Source organism: Adlercreutzia wanghongyangiae (assembly GCF_035989245.1).
GTDB classification, from domain to species: domain Bacteria; phylum Actinomycetota; class Coriobacteriia; order Coriobacteriales; family Eggerthellaceae; genus Adlercreutzia; species Adlercreutzia wanghongyangiae.
This window is the reverse complement of sequence record NZ_JAYMFF010000002.1, coordinates 597,654-611,486: the sequence shown is the minus strand read 5'-3', so window position 1 is coordinate 611,486 and position 13,833 is coordinate 597,654. Positions and strand designations below refer to the sequence as shown.

Below are 13,833 nucleotides of genomic sequence, written 5' to 3'. Positions count from 1 at the left end.
TTTGGCAACTTCCAAGCCCATAGCTACGGCATCACCGGCGGCAACAACTCCGAGAACATGACCTGGGGCCGCATCGCTGGACGCCATGCCTCCTCCCTTGACAACTGGGACGGCGCCGACGCCTAAACATCACTCTATCCTTCCCTCCCAAAAGCGGGCCCCGCACGTAGCATGTGCGGGGCCCGCGCGTCTACCGAGGAGGGCATTTGACCTTTGGGGCCTTTGAAACCGAGACAACGTCAAGGCGCTGGAGACTACTTCTTGGACGTGGCGGATTTCTTGGTGAGGCGGCTGTACACCACCAGGGCCACCACGGCCACCACGGCGGTCACCGCGAAGATGGCGATCGATTCCACGATGTTGCCCGACACCAGGCCGGCGGCCGCGTAGGTGGAAAGCACAATGCCGGGAATGCGCGCGAAATTCGAGATGAGCACGAAGTTCCGCATGGTCATATGCGTGAGCGGCGTAACGTAGGTGAACACGTCCTTGGGCAGACCGGGAATGAGGAACAGGATGAACACGATGACGTTGAACTTATCGGAGCTCTCCCATTCGCGGAACTTCCCCATGTACTTTTCAGGCACCATGGCCTGCACGAAGGGAGCACCCAGCTTGTGCACGAGCACGAAGATGAACGAGCTGGAAATGATGCAGCCGAGCCAGATGATAAGCGCGCCCACCCAGGGGCCGTAGATCATGCCGGCGGCCACCTGCACCACCTCGCCGGGAATGAAGGCCACCACGATCTGCAGGAACTGAATGGCCAGCAGAATGAGGAAGCCCCACGGGCCGGCATTGCGAATGTCGGAGGTGACGCGATCGACCCCGCCGGGCTCGAACAGCTCGTGGATCATGGGCCACACGGCCACGACCACCACGATCATGATGACGAAGAAGGCGATGAGCCCCGCGAACTTGAAGATGTCGGCCGCGGGCATCTCGTGCCCGGCGACAGACTTCTCCTCGTGGGCCTTGGCCTCCAGCTTCTGAAGGCGCTCGGATTTGGGGCGGTTGTTGTCTCGTGTGCTCATGGGCTCCAGTGTAACGGAGCGCCCCAGGCATCAGGGCGCTCTTCGGAAACTCTTTACCTTGATGACGAAATTGTAAGTCGTCGGCTCGGCGACGGGTATCGGCCGGCGGCGCGACTAGTCGTCGTCTTTGCGGGCCTTGTCGTACTCCTCCTTGAAGGCGGAGAACATGCCGCTGGCACGCTTGATCTGGCGGCCCGTGGCATAGGCCCCGGCATTCACGGCCTTGCCCGCGGCCTTCGTAGCCGTGGAAACTGCCGGCTTCACGGCGTCCACGGTCTCGCGGGCGCGCTCGGCCACCACCGCTGTGGCCTCGCCGGCCTTCGCGGCCAAACCGCCCTCGGCATCCAGCTGCGCTACCTCGTCGGACACCAAGATGGCGCCGAGCATCGGATTTTCCTCGTTGGCCTCCCCATTCACGGCCAACGCCGTGCCGATGCCGCGCTTGAACCCGCGAATCATCGATCCGGGAATCTCGCGCACGCCCAGCAGCGCGTTGGCCGTGGCTCCCTGGGTGACCGTCAGCGAGCGCACCTCGCCGGTCTTCGGGTCGAAGGACACGTCGCCCACATTGCCGTACACGGTGCCGTCCTCGCCGATGACAGGCAGATCGGCCCACAGCACGCAATCGTCGTAGTTCACGCCCAAGGCCTGGCAGGCTCCCTTGTCGGTTGCGGAGGGGCTCTTCAGCACCACGATGCGCCCGTCCACCACGTCGTAGCCGTTATAGGCCACGAACACGTCCTTGCGACGGAACATCCACAGCAGGTCGGGACGCTTCACGATGAAGCCGACGAAGCGGCGCTGGCTGGGATGGAACACGCAGTGGCGCACCTTTCCCAGCCGTCCCACAGCCTCGGGCTTCTTGGGCGTGCTCTTGTCGCGCAGCACGCGCTTGCCGACAAGTTCGCCAGTGGTGCCGTAACGCTTGGCCATGATCTACTTATCGTCCTTCTGGTCGGCGGCCGCATCCACAGCGTCCTTCGCCTCGTGGGCAGCGGTCTTCACGGCCTCGCCCGCATCAGCGGCGGCGTCCTTCACGTCCTCGACGGCGTCGGACATGGCGTCGGCATCCTCGCCGGCGTTCTTGCTCACCTGGTCGGCAATGCGCTGGCGGGCGGCCTCGATCTTCTCGCGCAGCTCGTCGCCCTTCTCATTGATGGTGGGGGAAATGTTGCTGGCGGCCTCCTGGATGGATGCGGCCACATCAGCGCCGCGCGCGGCGGCCTCGGAGGCGATCTCCTGGCCCTTGGCGGTCACACTGTTCACCACTTCGGCGCCCTTGCTGGCGGCCTCCTGGTAGATGTGCTGGGCGCCGGCCGCGGCCTGACCACCCCACTGCTGGGCGTCACCCAGAATATCGTTGGCCTTATCGGCCACCATGGCGCGGGTTTCCACGCCCGTACGCGGAGCGGCCAAGAGGGCCGCAACAGCGCCCACAACGCCACCGATCAGAAACATTCCAAACTTGTTGGCCATGACTGCCTCCTTTATCGACAGGTTATCAAGTCCGCTCATTATAGGGTGCCGCGCATCCAACGGGACCGCGAAAACCCGCTTCTCACCTTACGGTAAACAAGCTGTCAAACATCATCGATAAGCAAAACTCTCACAGAAAAACTCACCCTGCTGGCTCCGTCGCCACGGCTCGAGCGAAAAACAGCCTCGATTTCCAGTTTTCCACACCAAAACCTTTGCGAAAGGCCCAAAAATGGCGCGATTTCCAGATTTCCACACCTTTTGCGTCCTCAGGAGGTGAAAATCCGGAAATCGCGCCTAAAAAGCAGTCGAAGCCGAGCAGGGCCGCACGAGGCTACGCGGGGCCGAGCGGGACCGCACGGGGCCAAACGGGGTCGCGCGAGATTGCCTCGGTAAACGTCCCTAGAACTTGGCGCCGCGAGCGAAGGCCTCCACCACCAGGCTGTCCAACACCTTGGGCAGCGTGAGCCCGGCGGCGTCGCAAGCCATGGGGAACAGCGAGTGCGGCGTCATGCCCGGGGACACGTCCAGCTCGAAACAGCGGGCCGCCCCTCCGTCCCACACGAGGTCAACGCGTCCCAAGTCGCGCGCGCCATAGGCGCGATACACTTCCAGGGCCGCCCGCTCTATCTCGGCGCGGATGGCATGGGCCGTGGCCTCGTCGGGAGACAACGACGCCGACCGCACCGGACAGAAGAATTCCACGGCGTCGTCGGCCATGCGAGCCGCGGCATCGAAGAACTCGCCCTTGCGGGCCACGATCTCCACCGGCGGCAGGGCGTAGGCATCCCAGCCCGTGCCGAGGATGGCCACCGAAACCTCCACACCGTCGATCCACTGCTCGATGTTCACGGCGTCGTCGAAGGAAAGCGCATCCAGCACCGCCTCGCCCAACTCGTCCTGGGACTTCACCTTGTGCACGCCCAACGCACTGCCGCCGTGGGCCGGCTTCACGCACACCGGGTACCCGCCGATCACGCGCTCGGCCACCAGGTCGAGCGCCGTGGCAGCACCCATGTCCTTGAAGGCGTCACGCGACAGGTACACGCCCTGGGGCCAAGAAGCAATGCCCTCTTCGCCGGTGATGTCGCGGTACTTCTCCAGCGAGGAATGCAGGGCGTCCTTGTTCCACGCGCGGTGGCACACGCTGGCCGGCGACCCCACGAAGGGCAGGCCGACGAACTCCAGCAGACTCTGGATGGTGCCGTCCTCGCCGTGCTTGCCGTGCAGGGCGTTGTACACCACATCGGGCCGCTCACTGCGCAACGTGGGCACCAAATCGGCGTTGGTGTCCAGGGGCACCACCTTATGGCCCGCCTCTTCCAGCGCCGCGCACACCACCTTGCCCGATGCCAGCGACACCTCACGCTCGAAGGACTTACCCCCCATGAGCACTGCTACTTTCATACACGTCTCCTTCGTTGTTAAGATCCTTCGACTCGCTTCGCTCGCCCAGGACGATACACGGCAGGGCGCGGCTGCGGGGTATTCCGATTTGGCCGCTGTCACGAGCCAGACACGACGGCACGCTTGCGGGCGGACTGAAGCCCGCCCCTACAAATGGAATCGGAAGCGGGTTCCCACCCGATTCGCTCTCACAGCCGACCCTCCGTAGGGGCGGCCTTGAGGCCGCCCACCCGCGACAGCCGCGTCCGCACGGCCGCGGGGTATACCCCGGGGCCCCGCTGGTCGGTCGATGCTACTCGGCTGCTTTCTCCTCCGCAGCTTCCACTTTCTGCTCGGCGATATCAATCTGAGCGGCGTCGCCGTCACGAGCCTGCATCACCGCTTCCTCGTTCTCCTCGGACGCCACCAGTACATCGTTCCAGTTCTCGCGCTCGTTCTCGGCCATGACGGCCTCCTTTCCGTAGCCCGGCAGCGCGCCGGCATTGATGAACACGCGGTACAGCTCCAGGCGCTCCTCGATAACCCCGGCCAAGCGGCGGATAGCCTCGGTAATGGACTCAGGCGTTTCGAAGCTGAAGTTCACGCGCATGGAGTTCTTGCCGGTCACGCCATCGGGGAAAAAGGAGTTCCCTGGCACATAGGTTACGCCCGACTCCAACGCCTCGGCAAGCATCGAATCGGTATCCATATAGTCGGGCAGCGTGATCCACAGAAACATACCGCCCTCGGGATGGGTCCAGGTGGCCTCGGGCGGGAAGTATTCCTCCAGGGCCGCCAGCATGGCGTCGCGACGCTCCTTGTACACGCCGATGAACTTCTGCAGCGTTTTCTGCCAGGGAATGTCAGAGAAGTAGTGCTGCACCACCAGCTGGTCGAAGGCGCTGCCGCACAGATCGGCCCCCTGCTTCACCAGGTTGATGCGGGCGAGCACCGCTTCGGGCGCGGCCACCCAGCCGGTGCGCAGCCCCGGCCCCAGCATCTTCGAGATAGTGCCCAGGTAGATAACCGAATCGTCCATGGCCTTCAGGGGCACCTGGTGGCCGCCGTCGTAGCGCAAGCGGCCGTAGGGGTCGTCCTCCACCAGCAGGAAATCGTACTCGTGGGCCAGTTCCAGCAGGCGGCGACGGCGATCGGCCGACATGGTGACGCCACCGGGATTCTGGAAATTCGGGATGGTGTAGCAGAATTTCAGGCGCGGATTGCCCTTGCCGATGCGCTTAAGCTCGGCTTCTAGTAAGTCCATGCGCATGCCCTCATCGTCGAAGGGGATGGCGCGCACATCGGGCTCGAAGGCCGAGAAGGCTTGCAACGCGCCCAGGTAGGTGGGGCCCTCGGTGATGATGATGTCGTCGGGATCAATGAAGGCCTCGGCGATGAGGCTTAAGGCCTCTTGGGCGCCGGTGGTCACGAGCACCTGCTCCGGCTTCACGCGGATACCCAGATCGCGCATCATGTCGGCCAGCACGGCACGCAGGCCGGCCAGGCCATCGGTGGGGCCGTACTGCAGCGAGACGGCACGCGCGGACGGCTCCTCAATGGCGGCCAGAGTGGCACGGCGGATATCCTCGGCGGGCAGAAGCGACACGGCGGGCATGCCGCCCGACAGCGAGATAACATCGTCGCGCGTTGCGGCGGCGAACAGGTTGCGCACGGCCGAGGGGCGCATCTTGCGCACGCGGCGAGCGATCTTGTCGCCGGTGGTGTCGAAGGTGATGTGAGCTGATGACATGGCTATTCCACCATCCCTTCCATAAGCGCGCAAGCGGCCTTCAGGGCCGCCAGAGCGATGAGATCATCGGTAAAGTTTACTGCAACGCGAGCCAGTCCCTCGCGCTCGTTCAGCCATTCCGTTGTACCGACAAAAGTTGTCGCCGAGCGGTGGTCGGCCGTGGCCTCGGCCTGAAAGTCGATAACCAGATGCTCCAACACGTGGGGCAGCGAAGTGCGCTCGAGAATAGCACCGAAGGGGGCGCCCTCGGCGTTCAGACAGGCGTGGCCGGCCAGGAAGGGGCGCGCCTCGCGCAGGCGCGCAGCGGCATCAGGCCCCAAATGAGCCTGCGCTCCGCCCGGCACGCGCACGAGCAGCACCATGCGATCGCGCTCGAAGGCGATGCGCTCTACGGCCAGCAGGCTCACGCGGTCTCGTCCGCAGTGGCGGTGTCGGCAGCCGCGTCGCCAGCATCATCGGCAGTGCCGGCGTCGTCTTCCCCGCTTGCGTCCTCGGCAGCCGTGGCCGCGTCGTCAGCCGGGGCAGCGTCGGCGGGCTTGTCATCAGGCGCGGACATCGCGTCGTCGGCCGGCAGGGTTCCGGCCAAATCGCCCAGCGTATCGTCCTCGATCACCTGAGATCCATCGTCGGAGGAAGCGTCGTTGGCAGCGGCGGGGGCATCGTCGCCGTCCTCGTCGGGCAGGCTGGGCACCGTGGCCGTCGGCGTGCGCGACAGCAGGGTGACCCCCTTACCCGACTTTTCAGCCGGAGCCAGGCGCCCTCCCAGCAGATTCTCCCAAAGCGCGTGAATGGTCCAGCCGATGTCGTCGCTCAAGGTGTCACCGCCGCTGAACGCGCCGTCCACCAGGGCCAGTTCGTCGCGATCGAGAGAGAAACGATAGCGCCCCGACCCTGACAGGTCGCCGAAGGAGAACTGGATGGTCTTGTCGTGGGTGTCCAACGTGTACCGATAGGAAACATCCTCAGTGAGATGGATGCGATCCTCGGTGATGATGATGGGCGTGGCCGTGCCCGCCAGGTACCAGGTGCCGCGCACGTCGGCGGCGTCGTCGGCGGAAAGCCAACGCAGCCAGCCGAAGCCAGCCATAAGGGCCACCGCAAGCACCGCCAGCACGGCGGCCACGGAAAGCGCTGCGATCTTGCCCCGGGTCCAGCGGGGCTTCTTGGCCGTGGGACGGACCGCGGCCCGTGCGGCACGCACCGTGGGGCGACGCGAAGCATCGGCGGGATCAACAGGATCGGCCGCCTCGTCGCCGTCGGCTTTCCCGGCATCGGCCTCCCCGTCGGCCGAGGCCTCGCCCGCCGCGTCGGCAGCGGCGGAGGTATCGGGAGCCGTCGTCGTGGCGGCATCGGCCTCCGACCCACTAACGCCGGGGGCCCCATCCTTCGAGGAACCGGCATTGCCGGCAGTATCGGCAGCAGCCGTACCAGCCGGCACCGATGCCGGCGGCACAGCACCCGACGCTCCCGCTGCAACACCGCGGGAAGCGCCCACGGGAACCGTGACCGCTTCCCCGCGCACCGCCCCGGCGGAGGCCGACATGGGGGCGACCGGAGCGCCGGCAGGCCGTCCATCCGCCCCGCGGCCGGCAGCCGCCTGAGCCGCCCGTTGCTGCTGAGCGCGACGTCGGGGGTTGTTCAGCCCCAGCTCACGCGACTGATCGTCCATGAGAGCCTTAGACCTCTTCCGGTCCGATCACCGTCTTGCCGCCCATGTAGGGCACCAGCACCTCGGGCACCGTGATGGTCCCATCGGGGTTCTGGTAGTTCTCGATCACCGCGGCCATGGTGCGGCCCACGGCCAAACCAGAGCCGTTCAGCGTGTACAGGAAGCGGCTGCCCTTGAAGTTGGCCGGATCGCGGTACTTGATGTTCGCGCGACGGGCCTGGAAGTCGGTGCAGCAGCTGCACGAGGAGATTTCCTTGTAGGCGTTGTAGCTGGGCAGCCACACCTCCACGTCGTAGGTCTTCGCGGAGGAGAACCCGATGTCGCCCGTGCACAGACTGATGACGCGATAGGGCAGCTTCAGTTGCTGCAGGATGTTCTCGGCGTCTTCCACCATGGACTCCAGCTCGGCAAACCCGGTCTCGGGCGTGGCGAACTTCACCATCTCCACCTTGGAGAACTGGTGCACGCGAATGATGCCACGGGTGTCGCGGCCCGCGCTTCCGGCCTCTTCGCGGAAGCACGGGGTGAAGGCGCAGTAGTGCAGCGGCAGCTGGTCGGCGTCGAGCACTTCCCCGGCGTGCAGGTTCGTCAGCTGCACCTCGGCCGTGGGGATGAGGTAGAGCCCCTCGGTGGTGTGGAAGAGGTCCTCCTCGAACTTCGGCAGCTGGCCGGTGCCCGTGAGCGTAGTGGCGTTGGCCATGGCCGGCACCCACCATTCCTTGTAGCCGCGGGCGGTGTGCTGATCGAGCATGAAGGAGATGAGCGCGCGCTCCAGGCGGGCGCCGGCGCCGCCCAGCACGTAGAAGCGGCTCTCGGCCAGCTTCACGCCGCGCTCGAAATCGATGATGTTCAGGGCAGGGCCCAAATCCCAGTGCGCCTGGGCCTCGAAGCCCTCGGCGGCGAAATCGCGCGGAGTGCCCCAGCGGCGCACCTCGGGATTGTCGTCCTCGTCCTCGCCCACCGGCGTGGAGGCGTCGCACAGGTTCGGCACGCTCATCAGCAAGGAGGTCAGAGCGTCGTCGGCCGCGGTGCGAGCCGTGCTGGTTGCCTCCAGCTTCTCGTTGATCTGGCGCACCTGCTCCTTGGCGGCTTCGGCCTCGTCCTTCTTTCCCTGACCCATCAGCGCGCCGATCTCCTTGGAGATGCGGTTGCGCTCGGCCTGCAGGGCCTCCTCTTCGGCAATGAGCTCGCGGCGCTGCACGTCAAGGGCGCTGAACTGCTCGGGGTCGAAATGCGCATGGCGCTGCTTCATGGCCTCGGCCACCTCGTCAAGGTGCTCGCGTACATATTTGACATCCAGCATAGGGGCGCTCCTCAGAATCGTGCGTTTTGCGTTCGATCAGTATAGCACCGGCCCGCAAAGGCGGGCCGACATCTTCGTAAAGAGTGCTCAGGGCACGGACGACATGACGCGGAGCTACTCCTGCTCGTCATCGTCGTCGAACAGCGACCAGTCGTCCTCGGTCTTCTCGTGGTTCTTGAACTGCTTGCGCGTCTTGCGTTCCAAAATCAGACATACGATGATGCTGATGACAAGGCCGCCGCCCACCAGAATGCCGATGCCCGGCATTGTTTCGAACAGGAAATGGTACAGCTCTTCGATATTCATAGATCGCGTCCTGTCTTCTTCGGAACGCACCGCCCTCGCAGGCGATGGCGGGAAGTTCGTTTCACGTGGTGCCTGCCAGTATACTATGATGCGCCCCGGGAAACGCAAACTCCATTTCCCATACGAGCATTGAAATCGTCGGCTATGCGGCGGGCATATCTTCGTCCAGGTACCATTCCTCCTCGGCCCAGCGCGCGCGGTCGGGAAGGTTCATGGCCGCAGCCACGATGCCCAGCACGCCGGGAACGAGCGCGCCCAGAAGCGCCATGGGCTCGGGCAGCCACGAACCGCCGAAGTTCGTCAGATGGGCCGCCGCGCACACGCCCACGATAAGCACCACCGCGGCCGCCACGGCACCGCCCATGTCGAAGGCCTTGGTGCCACGCACGCACGCCAGGCTGTAGGCGGCCGCCGCCAGCACCCAGCTGATGCCGATCACCCAGGTGCCGCCCTGCGAGATAAGGGCCATGCAGCCGGCCTGGGGATTGTCGCCAAAGCTAAAGTGCGCCAGGGCATCCCAGCTCATCGCATCCAACGAACCGCAGCCGCCCATGATAAGAGCCACCACGAAGGCGAAGGCGGCCGTCAACGCCGACTGGATAACCGGCAGCAGCACCCCGGCGCTGATCGGCGATACGGCCGCAAAACCCACCGCGCCGCACAGCGGCTGCAGTAAGGCCACCACAGCCTGGGACGTGCCGCGCCGGCCCACCCAGTACCACCACACACCCACCACAACGGCCAGAAGCAAGGTGAGCACCCATGCCCCGGCCCCGGCCAGGCCCGCCGCCAATGCGGCATAGCCGAACAACATGCCGATGTTGGGGCGCACGGCCGCCACACCGGCGAACACGCCGGTCAGCACCCAGCCCACCACCGTGGCGTCGTCGAAGATGCCGCCAGGCGAGCCGGCGTGCAGGTGGATGTTCGCCAGGCCCACAGCCGTCAGCAGGGCCACGGCCAAGGCGCTCACCACCCGCGCCACGATAGCGGCTCCCCGCAGCCCCAAACGGTCCACCAGCGGGGGCAGCGTCTCGTAGGCCCGTTCCGGCTCAGGATCGGCCTCGGGCAAGTCCACGCCCTTCACGATGTCGGCCAAGGCGCGCTTGCCCTTCTTCGCGTTACCCAAAAGAGGCAGCAGCGCCTCGGAGAACTCGGTGACGGTGGCGTAGCGCTCATCCATGTCGGGGTCGAGCGCCATGAACATCACGTCGTCGGCCTCGGCCTCCAGCTCGTCCCAGCACAGCGACGGCAGCACCAGCTCGGCATCTTCGATAAGGTCGGCCGCGGCGCTGAGCGTGGGGGCGAAAAACGGGTTCGACCCCGTGAGCATCTCGTAGGTGAGGCTGGCCAGGGCCCACTCGTCGGTGCGCACATCCAAAGGCTCGCTGCGCATCTGCTCCAGAGGCATGTAGCCGATGGTGCCACCGCCGGTAGTGCCCGAGCCGGAAGCGTCCATCAGGGCCGCCAGGCCGAAGTCGGTCACCTTCGCCACGCCCTTGGAGTTCACGATGACGTTCTCGGGCTTGATGTCCAGATGCAGGGTATTCTCGCCGTGGGCCACCTCCAAAGCGTGGGACACAGCCGTGAACACCGCCGCCACGATGTCCAGCGTGATGTTGTCGTCGATCTCGTCGATGATCTGGGCCAAGGTTTTGCCCTCGATGTACTCCATGATCACGTAGGCCGTGGAATCCTCCACGGCGCAGTCGTACACCGTGACGATGTTGGCATCGGACAGCTTCGCCACCGAGCGGGCCTCTTCCAGGCCGGGAATGTGCTCGAACAGATCGGTGTCGTCGGGCTCGTCCACTGCAGCCGACACCGGGGCCGATACCGCCTGGGATACCGCCGGCGCACTGGCGGCAGCAGTCTCGGCGCGCATCGTGCGATGGCCGCCCCGGCGGCGCCGACGCTCGGTAGCTCCGTCGATGGTGCGCGAGGGGCGGATGCCACGCAGATGACGCACGTCCACGGCGGCCTCGTCGATCACGTCGCTTAAGGGCGCGCCGTCCTGCACCTCCACAAAGGGCGCCGCGGCCTCGGGGGCATGGCGCGTCTTGCGTGGCGCCGCTTGGGCGCCCAAGCCTGCGCCGGATGCGGGGCCGGGCGCGCCGGGCGCGAAGCCCGCCGTGCTCGTGCCCCAGGGTACGAGCGGTGCATCCCCCTCGTCAGCCGCATCCTCCCACGGAGGCACCTCCTCGGCTGCGCGCGACGTGCTGCCGGCCCGACCTGCGCGACCGCGGCGCGCATCCACACCACGCAGGAACGCAGGATCGGAGGGAAATGCTGGAGGCGTATCGACAGCAGACGCGCTGACGCGCCCCGAAGCACCGATGGGGGAAGCGGACGGTGCGCCTTCCCCTTCCAAATCGGCCGCCATGCGGGCCTCTAGGGCCACCAGGCGCGCGCGAGCCACCTCGTCTTCCGACAATTCGATGCACTTGATGGCCACATCGCGCTTCAAATGGGTGTCGAAGGCGTGAACCACCGTGCCATAGCCGCCGGCACCGGCCTGGCCGACCACGCGATATCGATCGAGAATAAGCTGGGAGGAAGCCATAGGGCAGAAACCTCTTCCGTCTTCGTTTGGGCTGCGTTTTCTGAGGTGGGGCCATTCTACCATCGGGACGGCTCCCGCGCGACCACCTGTCGGCGCCGTGCATGCCGTTCGCCGCAAGGCAATCGCAGCAGAAAGCAAAACCGCCGCCCCCGACACGACAAGCCGCCTTTTTTGGTCACGAAATCGACTTTTGTGCACGATCCATGACCCCAAGGGCTTCTTGCGCAGGCAAATCAACGGAAACATGAAGGAATGTGTCCGAGTAAACGGGTTCGTCGCCCCTTGAACTATGATTTTTGGTGTCCGAAGTGCACAAAAGTCGATTTCGTGACCAGAAATGCACCTCTCATATGTCAAACATCGAAAGGACTCCTCTTATGCTCACCATCGGTTGCCATCTCTCGAAACGCCGCGGCTATTTGGAAATGGCCCAGGAAGCGGCGTCCATCAATGCGAACACTTTCCAATACTTCACCCGCAGCCCGCGCGGCAGCGAGCAGGCGACCCTGGACGAAAAGGACGCGCAGGCCTACCGGGCCTTCTGCCAAGAGCACGGCGTTCACGATGTGCTGGCCTACGCACCCTACGACACCGACCCGGCCACTTCCAAGATGAACGAGCACGACTTCGCGTGCATGGTGTATGCAGAAGACCTGGCCCAGCTGGCCGAACTGGATGGCACGCTGTATCTGGTGCGCCCGGGCAGCCGCCTGAATATCGACGTGGAAGAGGGGCTGGCCGAGGTGGCCGACGCCCTGAACAAGGTGATCGCCCCCAGCCAGAAGACAACGGTGCTGCTGGACACCATGGCCGGCGAGGGCACCCAGGTGGGCACCAGCTTCCAGCAGCTGGCCGCCATCATCGACCAGGTGAAGCTGGCCGACCACGTGGGCGTGTGCTTCGACTGCGCCGCCGTGTGGGCCGAGGGCTACGATATCGTGAACGATCTGGACGGCGTGCTGAGTCAATTCGATGACGCCATCGGCCTGGACAAGCTGCGCGCCGTGCATCTGAACGATGCCACCCACAACCGCGGCAGCCACGTTGACCGCCATGCGCGCATCGGCGAGGGCACGATCGGCTTCGATGCCCTGGCGGCCCTGGTAAACCATCCGAAGCTGGCCGGCGTGCCCTTCTATGTGGAAGAGCCCGACAGCACGCTGGTTATCTACGAGCGTGACGTGGCCCGCTTCCAGGCCGCTTACACGGGAAAATAGCATCCGCGTCGCAGAACGGGCACGCATAACGCGAGCGGGGGCGCCGACAAGGTGCCAGCGGCCCCGTTACGTACAAGCCGTTAGCGAGCGTGGCATCCGCGTCCCAGGACAGCAGCGCAACGTAAACGGGGCCGCCGACGTTGCGTCGGCGGCCCCGTTGATGGAAAGCCGTTAGCGTGCGTGGCGGCCGCGACCTGCGGCGCCGGCTCCGGGCGCCGAGGCCCCGTATTGGTCGGGGAATCCGCTGCCGCCGCGGGGCACCGGGCGAGCGCCCGGCACCGGCGCCGGGGCATGGGTGCCACGCGAGGGGGCCGCCGGGCCCCCGTAGGGGCGAATGCCCTGCTGGGGAGCGGGACGGTTCGGCGCGATGCCCGATTCGGCAGCGCGGCGAGCCTGACGGGCCTCCAGCTCGGCAGCCGCCCGGGCCGCGAACGCGCGCTCGGCCTCGCGACGGGCCTTGCGCGACATCTTCTTATCGGGCACGACGATGGGCTGCTGACCGAAGCCGCCGCTCTGCACCCAAGCCTCGGCCAACTGCTCGGAGGCCACCATGGGCTCGTCGGGAGCCCAGCCGCCTCCACGGCGGCGCGACACGCCCTGGGGAGCCCGCCCCGCAGTCGGGGCGGCGGCGCGAGCTGCGGCACCGGCGCCAGCGGAGGCCGGTGCCGGTGCCGGACGCGGCGCGGGCGCGGCACCCGGAGCGCCCATCGGGGGCATGGGACGCGCTGCAGCGGGCGGCGCCTGGCGCGGCATGGGCGCCGCAGCGCCCATGGGCACGCCCGCCGCAGCACCCGGGGCCGCCTGCGGGGCGCGCGCCGCACGATTGCCGTAGCTGCGAGCCGCGTTGTTGCGGCGCCCGATGACCATCTGCATCTCGGCCACCTTGCGCCGCTCGGCCTCCAGGCCGTCGGCCATGCCGCGCATGCGGCGGTCGAGCGTGGTGATCCACAGGCACAGCGCCAGCACGGCTACCGCCAAAACGCCCAGGCCCACGGCGACCAGACCAAACGGCGACGACAAGAACTCAAACACGAAGACCCCTCACAGCATCAGGCAATTCCATAGTTACTGGGATGATATACGACCCCACCGTTGTTGTCGATACGAAAAACCCGCGCTTACCTGCTCG

The 13,833-nt window shown here is 66.0% G+C and carries 12 protein-coding genes; 1 reads left to right on the top strand and 11 read right to left on the bottom strand.

The window, feature by feature from the left end; translation table 11 throughout:
* Positions 1-254: 254 nt before the first annotated feature.
* The 10 genes from VIN30_RS02710 to VIN30_RS02665 form a co-directional block, all read right to left on the bottom strand.
* Entirely contained in the window at positions 255-1,034 is a 780-nt protein-coding gene (locus VIN30_RS02710) for a TVP38/TMEM64 family protein (protein ID WP_338209077.1), read from the bottom strand.
* 114 nt (positions 1,035-1,148) lie between these two features.
* Positions 1,149-1,967, bottom strand: coding sequence for a PRC-barrel domain-containing protein (locus tag VIN30_RS02705; RefSeq protein ID WP_326424050.1), 819 nt, complete (start codon positions 1,965-1,967; stop codon positions 1,149-1,151).
* A 3-nt stretch (positions 1,968-1,970) separates the two neighbouring features.
* A complete protein-coding gene (locus tag VIN30_RS02700; RefSeq protein WP_338209076.1) occupies positions 1,971-2,510 on the bottom strand; it encodes a YtxH domain-containing protein in 540 nt (179 codons plus the stop codon).
* A gap of 402 nt (positions 2,511-2,912) precedes the next feature.
* On the bottom strand, positions 2,913-3,917 hold the full coding sequence (locus tag VIN30_RS02695; protein ID WP_326424052.1) for a D-alanine--D-alanine ligase family protein: 1,005 nt from the start codon (positions 3,915-3,917) through the stop codon (positions 2,913-2,915).
* 292 nt (positions 3,918-4,209) lie between these two features.
* Positions 4,210-5,646 carry an aminotransferase-like domain-containing protein gene (locus VIN30_RS02690; RefSeq protein WP_338209075.1) on the bottom strand — a complete coding sequence of 479 codons (1,437 nt, stop codon included), beginning with the start codon at positions 5,644-5,646 and terminating at the stop codon, positions 4,210-4,212.
* Positions 5,647-5,648: 2 nt separating this feature from the next.
* A complete protein-coding gene (locus VIN30_RS02685) occupies positions 5,649-6,053 on the bottom strand; it encodes a cyanophycin synthetase family protein (RefSeq protein ID WP_338209074.1) in 405 nt (134 codons plus the stop codon).
* Positions 6,050-7,315 carry a hypothetical protein gene (locus tag VIN30_RS02680; protein ID WP_338209073.1) on the bottom strand — a complete coding sequence of 422 codons (1,266 nt, stop codon included), beginning with the start codon at positions 7,313-7,315 and terminating at the stop codon, positions 6,050-6,052. Before VIN30_RS02680 ends, VIN30_RS02685 begins: the two co-directional genes overlap by 4 nt.
* 7 nt (positions 7,316-7,322) lie before the next feature.
* Entirely contained in the window at positions 7,323-8,618 is a 1,296-nt protein-coding gene (serS, locus tag VIN30_RS02675; protein WP_338209072.1) for a serine--tRNA ligase, read from the bottom strand.
* Positions 8,619-8,732: 114 nt separating this feature from the next.
* The gene (locus tag VIN30_RS02670) at positions 8,733-8,924 is read right to left on the bottom strand and encodes a DUF6724 family protein (RefSeq protein WP_326424057.1); all 192 of its coding nucleotides are present in this window, start codon (positions 8,922-8,924) and stop codon (positions 8,733-8,735) included.
* A 142-nt stretch (positions 8,925-9,066) separates the two neighbouring features.
* Complete coding sequence (locus VIN30_RS02665; RefSeq protein WP_338209070.1) at positions 9,067-11,487, bottom strand: serine/threonine-protein kinase; 2,421 nt, start codon at positions 11,485-11,487, stop codon at positions 9,067-9,069.
* A gap of 377 nt (positions 11,488-11,864) precedes the next feature.
* Here VIN30_RS02665 and VIN30_RS02660 point away from each other — a divergent pair, with 377 nt between their 5' ends.
* Entirely contained in the window at positions 11,865-12,704 is an 840-nt protein-coding gene (locus VIN30_RS02660; RefSeq protein ID WP_338209068.1) for a deoxyribonuclease IV, read from the top strand.
* A 171-nt stretch (positions 12,705-12,875) separates the two neighbouring features.
* On the opposite strand, the gene VIN30_RS02655 is transcribed toward VIN30_RS02660, so the two are convergent.
* Positions 12,876-13,736 (bottom strand): hypothetical protein, encoded by an 861-nt coding sequence (locus VIN30_RS02655; RefSeq protein WP_338209066.1) that lies wholly within the window; start codon positions 13,734-13,736, stop codon positions 12,876-12,878.
* Between the last annotated feature and the right edge of the window lie 97 nt (positions 13,737-13,833).

Bases quoted from the DNA above. Each gene is read 5' to 3' on its own strand.
- VIN30_RS02705 (WP_326424050.1), bottom strand. From the start codon at position 1,967: ATGGCCAAGCGTTACGGCACCACTGGCGAACTTGTCGGCAAGCGCGTG.
- VIN30_RS02695 (WP_326424052.1), bottom strand. From the start codon at position 3,917: ATGAAAGTAGCAGTGCTCATGGGGGGTAAGTCCTTCGAGCGTGAGGTG.
- VIN30_RS02660 (WP_338209068.1), top strand. From the start codon at position 11,865: ATGCTCACCATCGGTTGCCATCTCTCGAAACGCCGCGGCTATTTGGAA.
- VIN30_RS02710 (WP_338209077.1), bottom strand. From the start codon at position 1,034: ATGAGCACACGAGACAACAACCGCCCCAAATCCGAGCGCCTTCAGAAG.
- VIN30_RS02700 (WP_338209076.1), bottom strand. From the start codon at position 2,510: ATGGCCAACAAGTTTGGAATGTTTCTGATCGGTGGCGTTGTGGGCGCT.
- serS (WP_338209072.1), bottom strand. From the start codon at position 8,618: ATGCTGGATGTCAAATATGTACGCGAGCACCTTGACGAGGTGGCCGAG.
- VIN30_RS02690 (WP_338209075.1), bottom strand. From the start codon at position 5,646: ATGTCATCAGCTCACATCACCTTCGACACCACCGGCGACAAGATCGCT.
- VIN30_RS02665 (WP_338209070.1), bottom strand. From the start codon at position 11,487: ATGGCTTCCTCCCAGCTTATTCTCGATCGATATCGCGTGGTCGGCCAG.
- VIN30_RS02670 (WP_326424057.1), bottom strand. From the start codon at position 8,924: ATGAATATCGAAGAGCTGTACCATTTCCTGTTCGAAACAATGCCGGGC.
- VIN30_RS02680 (WP_338209073.1), bottom strand. From the start codon at position 7,315: ATGGACGATCAGTCGCGTGAGCTGGGGCTGAACAACCCCCGACGTCGC.